The 14431-nt window shown below is 66.4% G+C and carries 16 protein-coding genes; 9 read left to right on the top strand and 7 right to left on the bottom strand.

Going from position 1 to position 14431, the window contains the following annotated elements:
• Nucleotides 1–31 precede the first annotated feature (31 nt).
• Nucleotides 32–2236, bottom strand: coding sequence for a 3-hydroxybutyrate oligomer hydrolase family protein (locus tag AC097O_RS20180; RefSeq protein ID WP_479594643.1), 2205 nt, complete (start codon nucleotides 2234–2236; stop codon nucleotides 32–34).
• 157 nt (nucleotides 2237–2393) lie between these two features.
• A complete protein-coding gene (locus AC097O_RS20175) occupies nucleotides 2394–3287 on the bottom strand; it encodes a LysR family transcriptional regulator (RefSeq protein WP_479594642.1) in 894 nt (297 codons plus the stop codon).
• A gap of 75 nt (nucleotides 3288–3362) precedes the next feature.
• Here AC097O_RS20175 and AC097O_RS20170 point away from each other — a divergent pair, with 75 nt between their 5' ends.
• Nucleotides 3363–4169 carry a DODA-type extradiol aromatic ring-opening family dioxygenase gene (locus AC097O_RS20170; RefSeq protein ID WP_479594641.1) on the top strand — a complete coding sequence of 269 codons (807 nt, stop codon included), beginning with the start codon at nucleotides 3363–3365 and terminating at the stop codon, nucleotides 4167–4169.
• Between the two features lie 14 nt (nucleotides 4170–4183).
• Entirely contained in the window at nucleotides 4184–4867 is a 684-nt protein-coding gene (locus AC097O_RS20165) for an alpha/beta hydrolase (protein ID WP_479594640.1), read from the top strand.
• Between the two features lie 67 nt (nucleotides 4868–4934).
• On the opposite strand, the gene AC097O_RS20160 is transcribed toward AC097O_RS20165, so the two are convergent.
• Nucleotides 4935–6695 carry a putative bifunctional diguanylate cyclase/phosphodiesterase gene (locus AC097O_RS20160; protein ID WP_479594639.1) on the bottom strand — a complete coding sequence of 587 codons (1761 nt, stop codon included), beginning with the start codon at nucleotides 6693–6695 and terminating at the stop codon, nucleotides 4935–4937.
• Between the two features lie 63 nt (nucleotides 6696–6758).
• A complete protein-coding gene (locus AC097O_RS20155) occupies nucleotides 6759–7148 on the bottom strand; it encodes a PAS domain-containing protein (RefSeq protein WP_479594638.1) in 390 nt (129 codons plus the stop codon).
• Nucleotides 7149–7274: 126 nt separating this feature from the next.
• Here AC097O_RS20155 and AC097O_RS20150 point away from each other — a divergent pair, with 126 nt between their 5' ends.
• Nucleotides 7275–7775, top strand: coding sequence for a hypothetical protein (locus AC097O_RS20150; RefSeq protein WP_479594637.1), 501 nt, complete (start codon nucleotides 7275–7277; stop codon nucleotides 7773–7775).
• Here the strand turns inward: AC097O_RS20150 and AC097O_RS20145 are convergent.
• The gene (locus AC097O_RS20145) at nucleotides 7772–8233 is read right to left on the bottom strand and encodes a hypothetical protein (RefSeq protein WP_479594636.1); all 462 of its coding nucleotides are present in this window, start codon (nucleotides 8231–8233) and stop codon (nucleotides 7772–7774) included. The two genes, AC097O_RS20150 and AC097O_RS20145, sit on opposite strands and share 4 nt — an antisense overlap.
• A 134-nt stretch (nucleotides 8234–8367) precedes the next feature.
• Nucleotides 8368–9012 (bottom strand): NAD(P)-dependent oxidoreductase, encoded by a 645-nt coding sequence (locus AC097O_RS20140; protein ID WP_479594635.1) that lies wholly within the window; start codon nucleotides 9010–9012, stop codon nucleotides 8368–8370.
• A gap of 97 nt (nucleotides 9013–9109) precedes the next feature.
• Here AC097O_RS20140 and AC097O_RS20135 point away from each other — a divergent pair, with 97 nt between their 5' ends.
• From AC097O_RS20135 to ppsR, 6 genes are all read left to right on the top strand, one after another.
• On the top strand, nucleotides 9110–10012 hold the full coding sequence (locus AC097O_RS20135) for a LysR family transcriptional regulator (RefSeq protein WP_479594634.1): 903 nt from the start codon (nucleotides 9110–9112) through the stop codon (nucleotides 10010–10012).
• Between the two features lie 127 nt (nucleotides 10013–10139).
• Nucleotides 10140–10721 (top strand): nucleotidyltransferase domain-containing protein, encoded by a 582-nt coding sequence (locus AC097O_RS20130; protein WP_479594633.1) that lies wholly within the window; start codon nucleotides 10140–10142, stop codon nucleotides 10719–10721.
• Nucleotides 10708–11127: a hypothetical protein gene (locus AC097O_RS20125; RefSeq protein WP_479594632.1), complete on the top strand. Its 420-nt coding sequence runs from the start codon at nucleotides 10708–10710 to the stop codon at nucleotides 11125–11127. Before AC097O_RS20130 ends, AC097O_RS20125 begins: the two co-directional genes overlap by 14 nt.
• A gap of 433 nt (nucleotides 11128–11560) precedes the next feature.
• On the top strand, nucleotides 11561–12505 hold the full coding sequence (locus AC097O_RS20120) for a carbohydrate kinase family protein (RefSeq protein ID WP_479594685.1): 945 nt from the start codon (nucleotides 11561–11563) through the stop codon (nucleotides 12503–12505).
• Between the two features lie 4 nt (nucleotides 12506–12509).
• Complete coding sequence (locus tag AC097O_RS20115; protein ID WP_479594631.1) at nucleotides 12510–13166, top strand: transaldolase family protein; 657 nt, start codon at nucleotides 12510–12512, stop codon at nucleotides 13164–13166.
• Between the two features lie 36 nt (nucleotides 13167–13202).
• Nucleotides 13203–14024 carry a posphoenolpyruvate synthetase regulatory kinase/phosphorylase PpsR gene (gene ppsR / locus AC097O_RS20110; RefSeq protein ID WP_315187428.1) on the top strand — a complete coding sequence of 274 codons (822 nt, stop codon included), beginning with the start codon at nucleotides 13203–13205 and terminating at the stop codon, nucleotides 14022–14024.
• 17 nt (nucleotides 14025–14041) lie between these two features.
• Here ppsR and AC097O_RS20105 read toward each other — a convergent pair whose 3' ends face one another.
• Nucleotides 14042–14332, bottom strand: coding sequence for a hypothetical protein (locus tag AC097O_RS20105; RefSeq protein WP_479594630.1), 291 nt, complete (start codon nucleotides 14330–14332; stop codon nucleotides 14042–14044).
• Between the last annotated feature and the right edge of the window lie 99 nt (nucleotides 14333–14431).

Here is a 14431-nt window from a genome sequence, read left to right as displayed (position 1 = left end):
TCTTCAATGCCAGTCTACCGGTGCGGCACCGTTAATTGGGCACCTGGACCGCACCGGCGGCAAAACCGATCTGGTCGGCCAGCACGGGCGCGGCGCTGATGGCCGGCAACTGGGCGGCGGTCAGGGTGGGCGCGGCCCCCGGCACACCGCCGCGAGGTGTGGTGCGCACCACCTGGTTGGGGGGCAAGTGGGCGCCGGTGCGCAGGCGGGCGTACATGGCGTTCATGGCCTGGTTAAAGTAGGCGTGCAGCGGGATGTAGCGGCTGTCAAAGCCCGAGAAGCCCAGGAAACCGTCGAAATGTTGGGCGTTGGTGACCTCGATGTAGCGCAGTTCGCTGGCATTGGCTTCCACCGACCGGTTGAAGGCGGTGTAGGCCCGCGCCGAATGGTTCACCGGGATCAGCGCGTCGCTGCGCCCGGCCACCACCAGCGTGGGTTTGCCGCGCAGGTTGCCACTCAACAGCGTCTCGCCCATGCCCGAGCGCACCGCGTCGCTCTGGGCCTTGGTAGGCGTGCTGCTGGCGCTGAGGGCGGCACCGCTGGCGGTGTCCACACCCGTCACCAGGGCCCGCTGGCACAGCGCCGCGTCCAGCGCAAAGTCGGCCAAGCCGCTGCCCGGCGACACCGCGGTTTGCCAGGAATGCGCGCCACCCACGGCATCGTTGTAGACCGGCGTAGCTGGCGCGCCGTTGGCCGTGCCGTTGCCGGTGGCATAGCTGGCGGCTTGGGCGTTGATGCCCACAGCCACGGGCACGCCGGTCGCGTCCACCGCCGCCAGGCTCATGCCACACAGGTTGTCGACCACCGAGAAACGGCCATAGGCGCTGGGGTACATGGTGGCCAGGATGGGCTGGTTGCCCAGGGCGTAGTGGGCGTTGTGCATGGTGTCGTTGTCGCTGGTCCAACCGTAGGCGCGCAATCTGGCCAGCGCATCGCTCGCCTGGTCGGCCAACGTGGCCCCGGTCAGCAGCCCTTTGGCGGCCAGCGCGGTGCAGCGGTTGGTGGCCCGCAGCGTCATGTTCGCAAACGGGATGTAGTTGAAGAGCGAGGTTTCGGCCATGGTCGCGCTGCTGGCCAAGGCGGCGCAGGGCTGGTACAGGTTGGCGTAGGTCACGTAGTCGGCCAGGGGCTTGCCGCAGGCCGCTACGGCGACACCGCCGAACTGCACGCCATAGCCGCTGGTGCTGGCTGGCTGGGCATTCGGCTCAAAGGCCACCACGCCGTCGATCAGGCCGCTGCTGTCCTGCTCGGCGGCCCGCAGCACCGCCGAGCCACCATTCGACACCGAGGCGGCGATCACCAGGGTATTGGCAGGCGTGAACCGCACCGCCTTGCCGCTAGACAGGGACTCACCGTATTCCTGGTTCAAGGCGTACAGCGCGTAGCGGGCGGCCGCCAGCGTGTCGTTACCCCAGTCCTTCTCGGGGTTCTGCTGCGAATGGGCCTGCTTCAGCGCCAGCCGGTTCGGGAATGCGGTGTTGAAGGCAGTGCGGGCGCTGTCGCTTAGCGCGGCCGCGAAATGCGCCAGGCTGCCCGCCGCCGTACGGGTGGCGCGGGTGCCGTCAATACGGTGCACCGTGTCGTCGGTCAAGTTGTACAAGCCCATGCCCTTGCCCGCGTCGGTCAAGGCCACCGCGCAGCCGCGCTTCAAGCCCCATTCGGCACCCGTGGCAATCGCACCAAAGACGCCGCGCGAACCGGACGACGGTGCCAGCACCACGCAGGGCGCGCTGACATCAAAGCTGTCGGGAATCTGCACTGCCATGGTGACGCGCTTGGTACCCGCCGCGTTGTCCAGCACGCCCAGGTATTCCAGCCCCGGCACCAGGCCCTCGCTGGCGGTGGCATTGCCGCCCAGGTCCACATTCGGCCCGAACAGGGTGCCAAAGCCGCCCTTGGCCGTGACATCCACCAGCCCCCGGTAGTTGGACTGCACCGCGTTGCGCCGCAGCTCGGACGAACTTGGCTGGGTCGGGTCGGCATAGGCGGGCAAGGCGGCGGTGCTGATCAAGCCGCTTTTGCCCAGCCCTGCCGTCAGCAAATCCTGCGTGGTCGGTGAACTGCCAGTACCCACCGTGGTGGCCCGGTAGGCCACCCGGCTGATGTGGGCCACCCCGGACGGCAAAACGTTGACCTCGGGTTCGCCGTCGCCACAGCCCCCCAACAGGACGCTGCCCAATCCCAGCAAGGCCGTGCGTTGCGCCGTTGTCCATAAACCATTCCGTGGCTGATGCATGTGTAACTCCCTTTGGTAGGCGGTTCGAGGTGATCCGCCAGGCCGGAAGGATCGCCGTTTAGGCACCTTGGCGGCAAGGAAATACCCTTGGAAAGGTCGCGGGCCGACCGGTTTTCATCCTATTTGAGGAGAACACGCGCTCTGGGTCGCCCCCGCCTCACCACCCCCCCGCCGCCAACTTCCCCGCCAAAAAGTCCACCAGCGCCCGCACCTTGGGCGACACGTGCTTGCGCGTGGGGTACACGGCGTAGACGCCCATCGTCAGCGAACGGTACTGCGGCATCAGCTCCACCAGCGTACCCGCGGCCAGGTCGCCGCCCACCAGAAACGTGGGCTGCAGGATGATGCCCTGGTGCGCCAGCGCAGCAGCGCGACAGGTGTCGCCGCTGTTGGTGTGCATGCAGGGGCGGGTTCTGGCCGTGACCGTTCCACCGGGCCCGTCGAAGTGCCATTCGTCCTTGCTGGCCCAGTAGCTATAGGCGATCACCGCGTGGTCGGCCAGGTCGGCCGGGTGCTGGGGCGTGCCGTGCGCGGCCAGGTAGGCGGGCGACGCGCACAGCACGATGCGGGTGCTGGCCAGGCGCTTGCTCACCAGGGTGGAGCTGGGCAGGGTGGCGATGCGGATGGCCACGTCATAGCCCTCCTCCACCAGGTCCACCACCCGGTCGGACAGGGTGATGTCCAGCGCCACCTGCGGGTGCATGCCGCGGAACACGCCCCACAGCGGTGCCAGGTGCAGGTTGCCAAAGGTCACCGGCGCGTTGATGCGCAGCAAGCCGCTGGCGGCAGCGCTGCGCGAGCTGGCCTCCATTTCGGCCTCGTCCACCGCGGCCAGCAGCTCCCGGCAGCGGGCGTGGAACACCTGGCCTTCTTCGGTGAGCGACAGGCGGCGCGTGGTGCGCTGCAGCAGGCGGATACCCAGCCGTGCCTCCAGCTCGCCCACGTAGCGCGACACGGCGGCCTTGGACAGGCCCAGCGCCTCGGCGGCCTTCACGAAGCTGCCCGCGTCCACCACGGCGCTAAAGGTTTGCATCTCCAGAAAACGGTCCATTGTGCTTCCAGGTGAAACAATGAATCTTATTTTAGGCTGTTTATCTCTGCAGACGCAGCTTATACAGTAGCGGCTATGACATCCACACCCACCTTAGCTCCGGTCCTGTTCGTATCCCACGGTGCCCCCACGTTTGCCGTCGAGCCCGGCACACTCGGCCCTTTGCTGGCCTCGCTGGGCCAGACGCTCACGGGCATCACCGCCGTGCTGGTGGTGTCACCGCACTGGCAAACCCGCGGCGTGCAGGTGATGGCCAGCGCCGCGCCCGAGACGGTGCACGACTTTGGCGGTTTCCCTCAGGTGCTGTACAGCCTGCGCTACCCCGCGCCCGGTGCCCCGGCCCTCGCCGCCGAGGTGCAGCGCGTGCTGGCCGAAGCAGGCTGGCCCGCCACGCTGGACGCACGGCGCGGCCTGGACCACGGGGCCTGGGTGCCCCTGCGCCATCTGCTGCCTGCGGCCAACATTCCCGTGTTCCAGGTGTCGATGCCGCACGACCTGGATACCGCCGCCGCCCTGCGCCTGGGCCAGGCCCTGGCCCCCCTGCGGGCGCAAGGCGTGCTGGTGCTGGCATCGGGCAGCATGACGCACAACCTGTACGAGTTTCGCCATGCCCACACCGGGGCGGCAGACTACGCCGTCGAGTTCGCCCACTGGATCCGCCAGGCCGTGACTGGCAACGCGGTGGACAAGCTGGTGGACTACCGCCGCCTGGCCCCCCACGCCGAGCGCGCCCACCCCACCGAAGAGCATTATTTGCCCCTGCTGGTCGCCATGGGGGCCCGCCATGCCGATGAAACCCCCACGGTAGTAGACGGCGGCATCACCCACGGCGTACTCTCCATGGAGTCGTATGCCTGGGGTCTACCCACCAGTAGCCATTGAAAAAGGAAATCACCATGCCTACCCTGCACACCAGCCCCGATTTCGCCCTGAGCTTTCGCGTGCTCCAGCCGCAACCCGCCCGTCCCACCGCCCTGGTCCTGCTGCTGCACGGCGTGGGCGGGTCGGAAACCAACCTGATGGAGATGGCTGCCGCCATTTCCGCCCAGCAGCCCGGCACCCTGGTGGTACTGCCGCGCGGCCCGCTGGCCCTGGGGCCGGGGCAGTTTGCCTGGTTCCGCGTGGCCTTCAGCCCCACCGGGCCGCGCATCGACGCAGCCGAGGCCGACAGCAGCCGCCTGGCGCTGATCCGCTTCATCGGCCAGTTGCAACAGGCCCACGGCATCGCACCCCAGCACACCGTAGTAGCGGGCTTCAGCCAGGGCGGCATCATGGGTGCGGGCGTGGGCCTCACGGCCCCGTCCACGGTGGCGGGCTTTGGCATTTTGTCGGGCCGCATCCTGCCCGAGCTGGAGCCGCACCTGGCCCCACCCGCGCAGCTCACCCAAGTGCAGGCCTTCGTGGGCCATGGCGATTTCGACAGCAAGCTACCCGTGGCCTGGGCCGAGCGCTCCGACCAGCTGCTGACCACCCTGGGGATAACCCACCAGAGCCGCCGTTACCCCATAGACCACAGCATCAGCGCAGCCATGCAAGCGGACTTTCTGGCCTGGCTGCAAGCGCTGTTGCCTACCCGGTAGAAATGCTCCTGTTTCAATAGCTTGTTGCGCTTATCGAATAAGCGCTGGAGGCCAATTTGGCACTTAACTATTCAGCCGCATTGATCCAGTGCACCAGGTCGTCGGCCCGCAGCGGTTTGCTGAACAAATAGCCCTGGCCTTTTTCGCACTGCAGGGTGCGCACCACGGCGGCCTGGGCTTCGGTTTCTATGCCTTCGGCCACCGTGCCCATGCCCAGGCTGTGGGCGACCCGCACCGTGGCCTCGATCAGCACGCGGTGGTGGTGGCTGGTATCGGCCTGGCTCACAAAAGAGCGGTCGATCTTGACGGTATCCACCGGCAGCTGGTGCAGGCTGGCCAGCGAGGAATAGCCGGTGCCAAAGTCGTCCAGCGCCAGGGTCAGGCCCAGCGCCTTGAGCGCATGCAGGCAGGTTTGCACGTTCTCGTCTTGCGCGGCCAGGCTTTCGGTCACCTCCAGCTGCAGTTGCGCCGGGGCCATGCCGGTGCTGCGCAGCAGTTCGGCCACATACGCCACCCAGCCGGGCTGGGCCAGCTGGGCCCGCGACAGGTTGACGGCCAGCAGGCGCGGTGCGCGCGCGCCCAGCTGGGCCTGCCACTGCACAAACTGGCGGCAGGCGGTGGCCAGCACAAAGTCGCCCAGCGCGCAGATCAGGCCGCATTCTTCGGCCACGCCAATGAATTCAAACGGTGGCACCACGCCCCGCGTGGGGTGCTGCCAGCGCACCAGCGCCTCGACACCCGCAGAGCGGTCCACCGAGCCATCGGCCCGCTCCGGGCCCAGCAGGCCCACCACCGGCTGGTACACCACAAACAGCTGTTCCTCGGCCAGCGCCAGGCGCAGCTCGGCTTCGATGCCCGAGCGCTGGGCGGCGCGCGCATACATAGCGGGCTCAAACACCACGTAGCGCCCGCCCCCGGCGCGCTTGGCCTCGGCCATGGCAATGCTGGCGCACTGCAGCACCGCATCCGCATCCCCCCGCGCCTGCGCGCGCAGCACAATGCCCATGCTGACGCTGCAATGCAGCTGCTGGCTGCCCATGCCATAGGGCTTGGCCAGCACGTCGAGCAGGCGCTGCGCCACCAGGTGCACATCGTCGGGGTGCTCCAGGTCGTCCAGCACCACCACAAACTCGTCCCCGCCGATGCGCGCCGCCATCTGCTCGCCGCCCTGGGGCGGGCCCTGGCGGCTGCGCGCGCGCAAGGTGGCCCGCAGGCGGTCGGCCAGCATGGACAGCACCTCGTCACCCACCGTATGGCCCTGGGCGTTGTTGATCTGCTTCAAGCGGTCGCAGTTCAAAAACAGCACGCCAAACGCATAGCCGGGGTCTGCGGGCTCCCGGTCCATGGCCCGCTGCAGGCGCTCCAGGGCCACCTCGCGTTTGGGCATGCGGGTCAGGTTGTCCATGCGTGCGGCGGCACTCAGGCGGCGGGCCAGGCCTTGCTGCTCGCGCTGCACTTCCCGGGTGATGTCGCTGAGCACGGCCATCAGCCGGTCGGGGCCGAGCTTGAGCAGGTTGAACGACAGCATCTGCGGTGCCGCCTGGCCCCGGCCATCGGCTTGCAGCGGGATGCGCACCGACTCACACACCACCCCGCTGGCCGGTGCAAAGGCTGCGACCATGCCACGCAGGTGCGGTGCCACATCGGCCAGCACGTCAAACAGGTTGTCCAGGCTGCCGTCGGGCGACACCGGCATCAGCAACTGTGCCGACATGGGGTTGGCCATCTCGATGCTGCCGTCCAGACGGGTCTGGGCCAGCCCGATCGGTGCCTGGTAGAGAAATTGGATCAGCGCCTCATAGGCTTCGGCGGCGGCATGGTCGGGCATGGGGGGGATCCTGGATGGCGGTACGTTGACCGCGGGCGGCTGGGGGAGGAACGGAACGGGGGGCTAGGCGGCGCGATACACCAGCACGTAGCGCACTGCGTGGCCGGGCTCGGCCAGCAGGCGCAGCGCCACCTTCACAGGCCGCATGCGCAGGGTCAGGACGTAGGCTAGGGTGGCATCCAGCGGCTCGGCGTTGTCATCGGCATCTTCAAAACGCTGCGCCACCAGGAAGTTGTTCATGCAGGGCGCCACCACGGTAAACAGGGGGTGGCCCAGCACCCGCTCGGGGGACAAACCGGCCGCTTGGGATTCATACACGTTGTAGCGCGTGACCACGGTGTCGGCATCGAAGCCAATCACGCCAAAATCAAGTCCATCCAATTCCACCGGGCTGAGACTCTCCAGCCGGGCCGCCATATCGGCGCTATGGAAAGTTAGTGGAGGTAGGGCCATTACGACAAACGCTCCTGTATGTATTTGTAAGCTTTCGGACCAGCGCCATTTATACCTGAACACGCCGGTAGCGGCGCCAGCCTTTGCTTTCTAAAATGGCCGGTGCTGTATGGAGAACCTAAGCCCATGACCATCGATACGCACGCGCGTTACCGCAGCCTGGCCACAGAGATTCCCCTGACCCTGCTGCACATCGGGCCGGACCACACCGAGGTCACGGTCGGCACCGGTGCCCAGGCCAACGGCAGCCTGGAGCTGGCCCTGGGCGCGCACAAGACAGCCGCCAAGTTCTTCCGCCACAACCCGCCCACGCCCGGCGAGCTGGAAAATGCCATCCAGTGGGTCGAAGACGAGGTGAACCGCGCCCGCACCCTGGTGGCGGGCCACCCCGCTCTGTGGACCACCGATACCTGGGTGTCGGACATGGCGCAGCTCGCGGGTGTAACGGGCACGGCCCTGTCCATTGACGCGGTCGAGCGCCTGTTCGACCTGCTGGCCGCCCTGTCGCAGGGCCGCCCGGCGGCCAGCGCAGGCATCCCTAACACCCCCGCCTTCGCGGCCACGCTGCTGGTGCTACGAGAATTTATGCACCACCTGGGATTTCAGGAGATCCACTGGACGGCTTAAGCCACCAAAGCCTCGGGCAGCAGCAAGGCAATACGGTCACGCAGCGCGTTGGCCCGCTCGGGTCCGGCGGCACTTTCCACCTCGGCCAGTATCGTGTGGCCGACCTCCAGCATGGAACTGCGGTCGCGGGCGTTGCGCAGGGCTTCGCGCAAGGTTTCGGCCAGAGCGGGCGCACGCCTGGCGAACATGCGCTCGCAGATGTCAAACAAAAACATGCGGGTGGTGGCCAGCGAGCGCTTGCCGTCAAACGGGTCGGCGGCCACCACGGGCTGCGTGAGGTAGCCGTCGCGCAGCAAGCGCAGCACCAGCGCCTCGCCCTCGTGCCCCAGGTAGGCCGCCATTTCCAGCGCGGTCTTGCGCCCGTCGGCCAGCAGCAGCAAGGCCCGTTCGCGCTGGCCCAGGTTGCGCTGGCCGGGCTGTAGCTCGGCGCGCGCTTTGTCGGTTTTGGTCAGCCCCATGGTCGCCTATGGAATTTAATAGGACTTACGCAGCGCCCCTGTGTCGCCCTGCGGGCTTACAGGGGGAACTTGCGTAAATCCTGTTCAAAAAACGATTGAAGCAAACCGGTGTTACGCCGGTATGACGGAGCGCGTCAGTTAGCCACGGTAAAGCGTTTCTGCACGTGCTGGGGCGTTTCAATCTCGTCCACCATGGCCACGGCCAGGTCGGCCACGCTGATGCCTGCAGGAGCCTCGCCCACACCGGGCAGCAACTCGTCGGCACCCACGCGGTACTGGCCGGTGCGCGCGCCGGGGGCGAGGGCAATGGGGGGCGAGAGGAAGGTCCAGTCCAGCGTGGTCTCGCCCTGGATTCGGTTGAGCAGCTCACGGGCGGCCAGTGCGCCCTGCTTGTACTCGGCGGGGAACGGCGGCGTGTCCACCAACTGCACGCCAGGGGCCACAAACAGGCTGCCCGCGCCGCCTACCACCAGCACGCGCTTGCCACCGGCTTTTTTAACGCCATCCAGAATCGCCTGGCTGCCTTGCAGGAACAGGTCGTGGATCTGCGGCTCGGTCCAGCCAGGGTTGTAGGCGCTGATGACGGCATCGGCACCGGCCACGGCTTGGGCTACCTGCGCAGCATCCAGCACGTCGGCGGCCACCACGGTCAGGCCGGGCTGGGCGGTGAACTTGGCCGGGTTGCGCGCCAGCGCGGTGACCTGGTGGCCGCGGCTGAGCAGTTCGGTGAGTACGGCGCTGCCTACAAAGCCGGTGCCGCCGATGAGTGCGATTTTCATGGTGAATTCCTGGTGGTTGAAAGAATAACGCTAGTGTCTGCGCTTCACGAAGCCGTGACTAGATGGTTAAATTCGCCAATACTCTGAAGTAAAACTTATGAATAATCCCACAGACCAGCTCAAACGCATGGCGGTATTTGCGGAGGTGGTGGCGGCGGGCTCGCTAACGGCGGCGGCGCAGCGGCTGGGCATGACCCCGTCGGCGGTAAGCCAGCACCTGCGCCAGTTGGAGAAGTCGCTGGGCCTGGCGCTGCTGCACCGCTCCACCCGCAAGCTCACGCTCACCGAGGCCGGAGCCCGCTACCACGTGGGCTGCGCGGCCATGGTGGCGGCGGCGCGCGCGGCCGAGCAGGCACTGAGCCTGCTGCGCGACGAGCCCGAGGGCGAGCTGCGCCTGGCCGCGCCCATCGGTTTTGCCAGCCTGTTGGCCGTGGCCCTGCAGCCGCTGCGCAGCTACCCCAAACTCACGCTGCGCCTGCTGCTGGACGACGCGGTGATTGACCTGATCGAGGCGCGGGTAGACATTGCGTTGCGCGTGGGCAGCCTGGCCAACTCCAGCCTGGTGGCGCGCAAGCTGGGCAGCATGGAGCGCAGGCTCTGCGCCGCACCCAGTTACCTGGCCGAGCACGGCTGGCCCGCGCAGCCGCAAGACCTGCTGCAGCACGCCTGGCTGGGCAGCGGCTCGGCCCACACCACGTTCGACACGCTGGAATTACACGGGCCCGGCGGCGCACGGCAAACGGTGCAGCTCGAAGGCCGGGTGCAGGCCACCCAGGTATCGGCCCTGCACGCGCTGTGCTTGGCCGGCTGGGGCATCTGCATGGCCGTGCGGCAAGAAGACTTCCAGGCCCTGGCCGATGGCCGCCTGGTCCCGGTGCTGCCCGACTGGCACATGGACGATCTGCCGGTGTACGCCGTCACCCAACGGCGCGGCGAGCAACCGGCCAAGGTGCGGCATGCGCTGGAGGTGCTGGGCGGTTACTTTGCGGCTGCGGCGTAGTGGTTCCTGGGGTCAGCGGAGAATCGACTCCGCGAAGACCAACCGAGACGCAGGCAAGTAATAAAGTGCCACGATGAGCGCCGCCGAAATCGTGCCAATAAATAGCCCAATCATGCTAATATTTGGCATGTCCATCGCAGCCGCACTGTTCACCGACAGCCAATCGCGCCTCTATGTGTGGCTGTTTGGTCAACCGGACCGTGGCTACCACCTCAACGAGCTACGCCGCCTGACCGGCCTGGGCAGCGCATCCTTGCAGCGGGAGCTCAACCGCCTGGCCACGGCAGGTCTGGTCGATACACAAGCGGTGGGCAACTTACGGCGCTTCCAGGCCAACCCCCAATCCCCTGTCTATGCGGAATTGGTCGCCTTGACCCGCAAAACACTGGGCATAGTGCCGATGCTGCGCACCGCCTTGCAGACCTTGCAGCCCGGTCTGGTATCCGCCTGGGTCTATGGCTCGGTCGCCAAGCAAACCGACACCGCCCGCAGCGACATCGACGTGATGCTGGTGGGCAACGATTTACTGCTGAGCCAGGTCTTGGCCACCTTGGAGCCCGCCGAGGCGCAATTGGGCCGAAAAATCAACCCAAGCTGCTACTCGCTCCAAGAGTTCGCGCGCCGCCGTGCCGAGCCAGACTCGTTTGTCAACCGGGTGCTGTCGCAACCCACATTGCCATTGATAGGGGATGCCCATGGGCCTGCCTGAATTGGACAACCTGGTGCGCATCGGCCAACTCAAAGCCGAGCCGCGTAATACCCAGGAAGTCATCCGCATGCTCGCCATGGCCCAGACCCGCCTGAGCGATGCCAAACTGAGCAGCTTGTCGCTGGAAGGCCGCTTTACCAGCGCCTACAACGCAGCCCACGCCGCCGCCTTGGCGGCCTTGCGCTGGCACGGATACCGAAGCGAAAACCGCTACGCCGTCTTTCAGTGCCTGACGCATACCTTGGGCTGGCCCGCCAACCGCTGGCGTGTGCTGGACGCGGCGCACCAAAAACGCAACCTGGCGGAATACGAAGGCTATCTGGAGGTGGAAGAGTCCACCACGAGCGAGCTGTGTGGTTTGGTCCAGGGCCTGATTGCCGACGTGCAAACATTGACGAGCAAATAGCACCGTAGTGGCCTGATTGGCACACCTTGCCAAAGACGTTTGAGCGGATGGAACCACCGACCAGAAGATCCTTTACGCGGATATTTCCAGCTCCAGCGTAAACACCTGCTCGGCCAGTTACCGGCCCTGGGCATCAACGCGTCGGGCAGTGTCGAGAAGTACCAGACTGGTGCGTTTGCGTACCAGTCTGCGCCGGGCGGCCCCGGCACGGGCCGGTGCAGCCCAAATTAACTTGGCGGGCGGCCACAAGAAATTACTATATTTTTCATAGCTTCTTGCGCTGATGGAATAAGCGCTAGAGGCCTAAAACACCTTTGGTTTTCAGGTAACCACCGTGTTACCTCCCAGCCCCTGCCCACAGTAAGATGGTTGGCCGTTTTTGCCACACCCCTGTCCAACAACAACACCACCACAGAGACACACCATGCCCGACATCCGCATTGCCATCGTTGGCGAATCCCTGATCGACTTTGCCGCCACTGGCGGCCTGAACTTTGCCGGCCACGAAGGTGGCGCGCCCACCAACAGCGCCATTGCCACCGCCCGCCTGGGCCAGGCCATCGGCATGGTGTGCCAGCTCTCCACCGACATGTTTGGCGAGCGCCTGCTCAAGCATATTGAGAGCAACGGCGTGGACACGCGCTGGGTGCTGCGCAGCGACGCGCCCAGCACGCTGGCCTTTGTGGAGCGCACGCCCACCACCAACCGCTACGCCTTCTACATGAACGGCACGGCCGACACGCAATGGAACCCCTCCACCCTGCCAGTGCTGCCCGAGAGCTGCCGTTTTCTGCAGTTCGGCTCGATCTCGCTGCTGCATGAGCCAGCGGCCAGCCGCATCATCGACCTGGTCAAGGCCCAGCAGGGCCAGCGCATTGTGCTGTTTGACCCGAATGTGCGCCTGAGCCTGATCAAGGACCTGCCCGCCTTCCGCGCCAACATCTACCGCTGGTCGGCCTACAGCAACCTGATGAAGTTCAGCGACGAAGATGCCGCTGCGCTGGCCCCGGGCCTGGGCCTGGCCGAGGTGGCCGCCAGCTTCATGCAAACCGACACCGGCCCGCGCGCCGTGGTCATCACCCGCGGTGGCGACGGGGCCACGCTGTTCCGCCGTGGCAAGGCCGCACTGGAAATTGTGGCCCCCAAGATTACCGTGGCCGACACCATTGGCGCGGGCGACACCTTTGACGCGGGCCTGACCGTCGGCCTGCTGGAGCAGGGCGTGGAGCAGGTGGCCCAGCTCGACAGCCTGCCCGATGCCCAATGGCTGGAGGTGCTGCGCTTTGCCGCCCAGGCCGCCGCCATCAACTGCACCCGCGAAGGCGCCAACCCGCCCACCCGCGCCGAGCTGCAGGTGGCGCTGGACGCGGCAGAGTAGCAGCATGACCGCCTTCCACCTCTACCTCGACAGCGCCGATCTGGCCGATCTGCAAACCTGCCTGCCCCACCCCGCCGTGCACGGCATTACCACCAACCCCACGCTGCTGCGCCGCGCAGGCGTGACCCGCGACAGGTTGCCCGCGCTGCTGACCCACGCCATCAAGCTGGGTGCCAAGCAGGTGCAGGCCCAGGTGCATGCGGCCGATACCGACGGCATCCTGGCCGATGCCCGGCAACTGGTGCGCCAGTTCAACCCCGGCCAGCTGGTGGTGAAAATCCCCGCCACCCGCGACGGCCTGCGCGCCGGGGCCGAGCTGAGCGCCGGGGGCATTCCGGTCACCTACACCGCCGTGTACGCACCCGAGCAGGCCCACTTTGCCGGGCAGCTGGGTGCCGCCTACGCCGCGCCCTACCTGGGCCGGCTGGAAGACTCTGGCGTGGACGGCCTGGCCCTAATCGGCCAGATGCAAAGCCTGTTGGCAGGCACCAGCACCCGCCTGCTGGTGGCCAGCATCCGCTCGCGCGCAGCCTACCTGGCGTTGCTGCACCTGGGCGTGGGCTCGATCACCATTCCGCCCAAACTGTTCGCCGAGCTGTTCGACCACACGGCCACGCTGGATGCGGAGCGTGGTTTTTTGGCGGATGCGGCGGCGTTGTAGGGGCTATAGGCGGTTGGCATCCTGCAAAATGGGGTCATGACCGACCGCACCGTATTCTTTATCTCCGATGGCACCGGCATCACCGCCGAAACCTTTGGCAACGCCATCCTGGCGCAGTTCGCCATGGCCCCGCGCCATGTGCGGCTGCCGTTTACCGACACGGTAGACAAGGCCCACCAGGCGGTGCGGCAGATCAACCACACGGCCGAGCTAGAGGGCAAGCGGCCCATAGTATTCACCACGCTGGTGAACATGGACGTGCTGCGGGTGATCACCGACAACTGCAAGGGCATGCTGCTGGACATGTTTGGCACCTTTGTGAACCCGCTGGAAGCCGAGCTGGGCATCAAGTCCAACCACCGCATTGGCCGCTTCAGCGATGTGAGCAAAAGCCAGGCCTACCACGACCGCATCGAGGCTATCAACTTCAGCCTGGAGCATGACGACGGCCAGACCCACCGCGACCTGGGCAAGGCCGATGTGATCCTGGTGGGCGTGAGCCGCAGCGGCAAAACCCCTACCGCCCTGTACCTGGCCATGCAGTACGGCCTGAAGGCGGCCAACTACCCGCTGATCCCCGAAGACTTCGAGCGCCGCCAGCTACCGCCTGCGCTGCTGGAGCACCGCCGCAAGATCTTCGGCCTGTCGATCCAGCCCGAGCGCCTGAGCGAGATCCGCAACGAGCGCCGCCCGAACTCGAAATACGCTTCGCTGGAAAACTGCCGCATGGAGGTCAACGAGGCCGAGTCCATGATGCGCCGCAGCGGCATCCGCTGGCTGTCCAGCACCACCAAGTCGATCGAAGAAATTGCCACCACCATCCTGCAGGAGATCAAGCCCGAGCGGCTGGTGTACTGAGGAAGTTTTCTACAGCGTCAGATCGGCAGCGTGTAGACCAGCGCCGCCGCCCGCTCGGTGGCGTTGTGGCCCTGCAAAGCCAGGTCCCATTCGGTGCCCATGGCCCCGGTCTCGGGCACCAGGCCCTGGGTCATCACCGTGACCTCTTCCACCATGGCATCGAACTCGGCGGCAAGTGCGCGCGACGGCAAGAACAGCCGCGCCACCATCGACCCGCCGGAGTCGATCACCACCAAAAAGCGCGCCGGTGGCCGATGGGCGGTCGGGTCGGTGCTGCGCGGCGTTTCCATCCCAAATGTTTGGCTCATGCAGCTATCTTGCCACACAAGGCGCGGCAGAGGTAGCCGCAATTGCGCGGCGGGGCGCAGGTCGAGATACAGTGTTGGGCACGCGTTACATTTACCGTT

The organism is Rhodoferax sp. LS1P39 (genome assembly GCF_056521425.1).
Note: the sequence above shows the minus strand (reverse complement) of the source record. Positions and strands in the feature narration are given on the sequence as shown.

Coding starts and splice junctions, on each gene's coding strand:
- AC097O_RS20180 (WP_479594643.1), bottom strand. CDS start 2,236: ATGCATCAGCCACGGAATGGTTTATGGACAACGGCGCAACGCACGGCC.
- AC097O_RS20175 (WP_479594642.1), bottom strand. CDS start 3,287: ATGGACCGTTTTCTGGAGATGCAAACCTTTAGCGCCGTGGTGGACGCG.
- AC097O_RS20170 (WP_479594641.1), top strand. CDS start 3,363: ATGACATCCACACCCACCTTAGCTCCGGTCCTGTTCGTATCCCACGGT.
- AC097O_RS20165 (WP_479594640.1), top strand. CDS start 4,184: ATGCCTACCCTGCACACCAGCCCCGATTTCGCCCTGAGCTTTCGCGTG.
- AC097O_RS20160 (WP_479594639.1), bottom strand. CDS start 6,695: ATGCCCGACCATGCCGCCGCCGAAGCCTATGAGGCGCTGATCCAATTT.
- AC097O_RS20155 (WP_479594638.1), bottom strand. CDS start 7,148: ATGGCCCTACCTCCACTAACTTTCCATAGCGCCGATATGGCGGCCCGG.
- AC097O_RS20150 (WP_479594637.1), top strand. CDS start 7,275: ATGACCATCGATACGCACGCGCGTTACCGCAGCCTGGCCACAGAGATT.
- AC097O_RS20145 (WP_479594636.1), bottom strand. CDS start 8,233: ATGGGGCTGACCAAAACCGACAAAGCGCGCGCCGAGCTACAGCCCGGC.
- AC097O_RS20140 (WP_479594635.1), bottom strand. CDS start 9,012: ATGAAAATCGCACTCATCGGCGGCACCGGCTTTGTAGGCAGCGCCGTA.
- AC097O_RS20135 (WP_479594634.1), top strand. CDS start 9,110: ATGAATAATCCCACAGACCAGCTCAAACGCATGGCGGTATTTGCGGAG.
- AC097O_RS20130 (WP_479594633.1), top strand. CDS start 10,140: ATGTCCATCGCAGCCGCACTGTTCACCGACAGCCAATCGCGCCTCTAT.
- AC097O_RS20125 (WP_479594632.1), top strand. CDS start 10,708: ATGGGCCTGCCTGAATTGGACAACCTGGTGCGCATCGGCCAACTCAAA.
- AC097O_RS20115 (WP_479594631.1), top strand. CDS start 12,510: ATGACCGCCTTCCACCTCTACCTCGACAGCGCCGATCTGGCCGATCTG.
- ppsR (WP_315187428.1), top strand. CDS start 13,203: ATGACCGACCGCACCGTATTCTTTATCTCCGATGGCACCGGCATCACC.
- AC097O_RS20105 (WP_479594630.1), bottom strand. CDS start 14,332: ATGAGCCAAACATTTGGGATGGAAACGCCGCGCAGCACCGACCCGACC.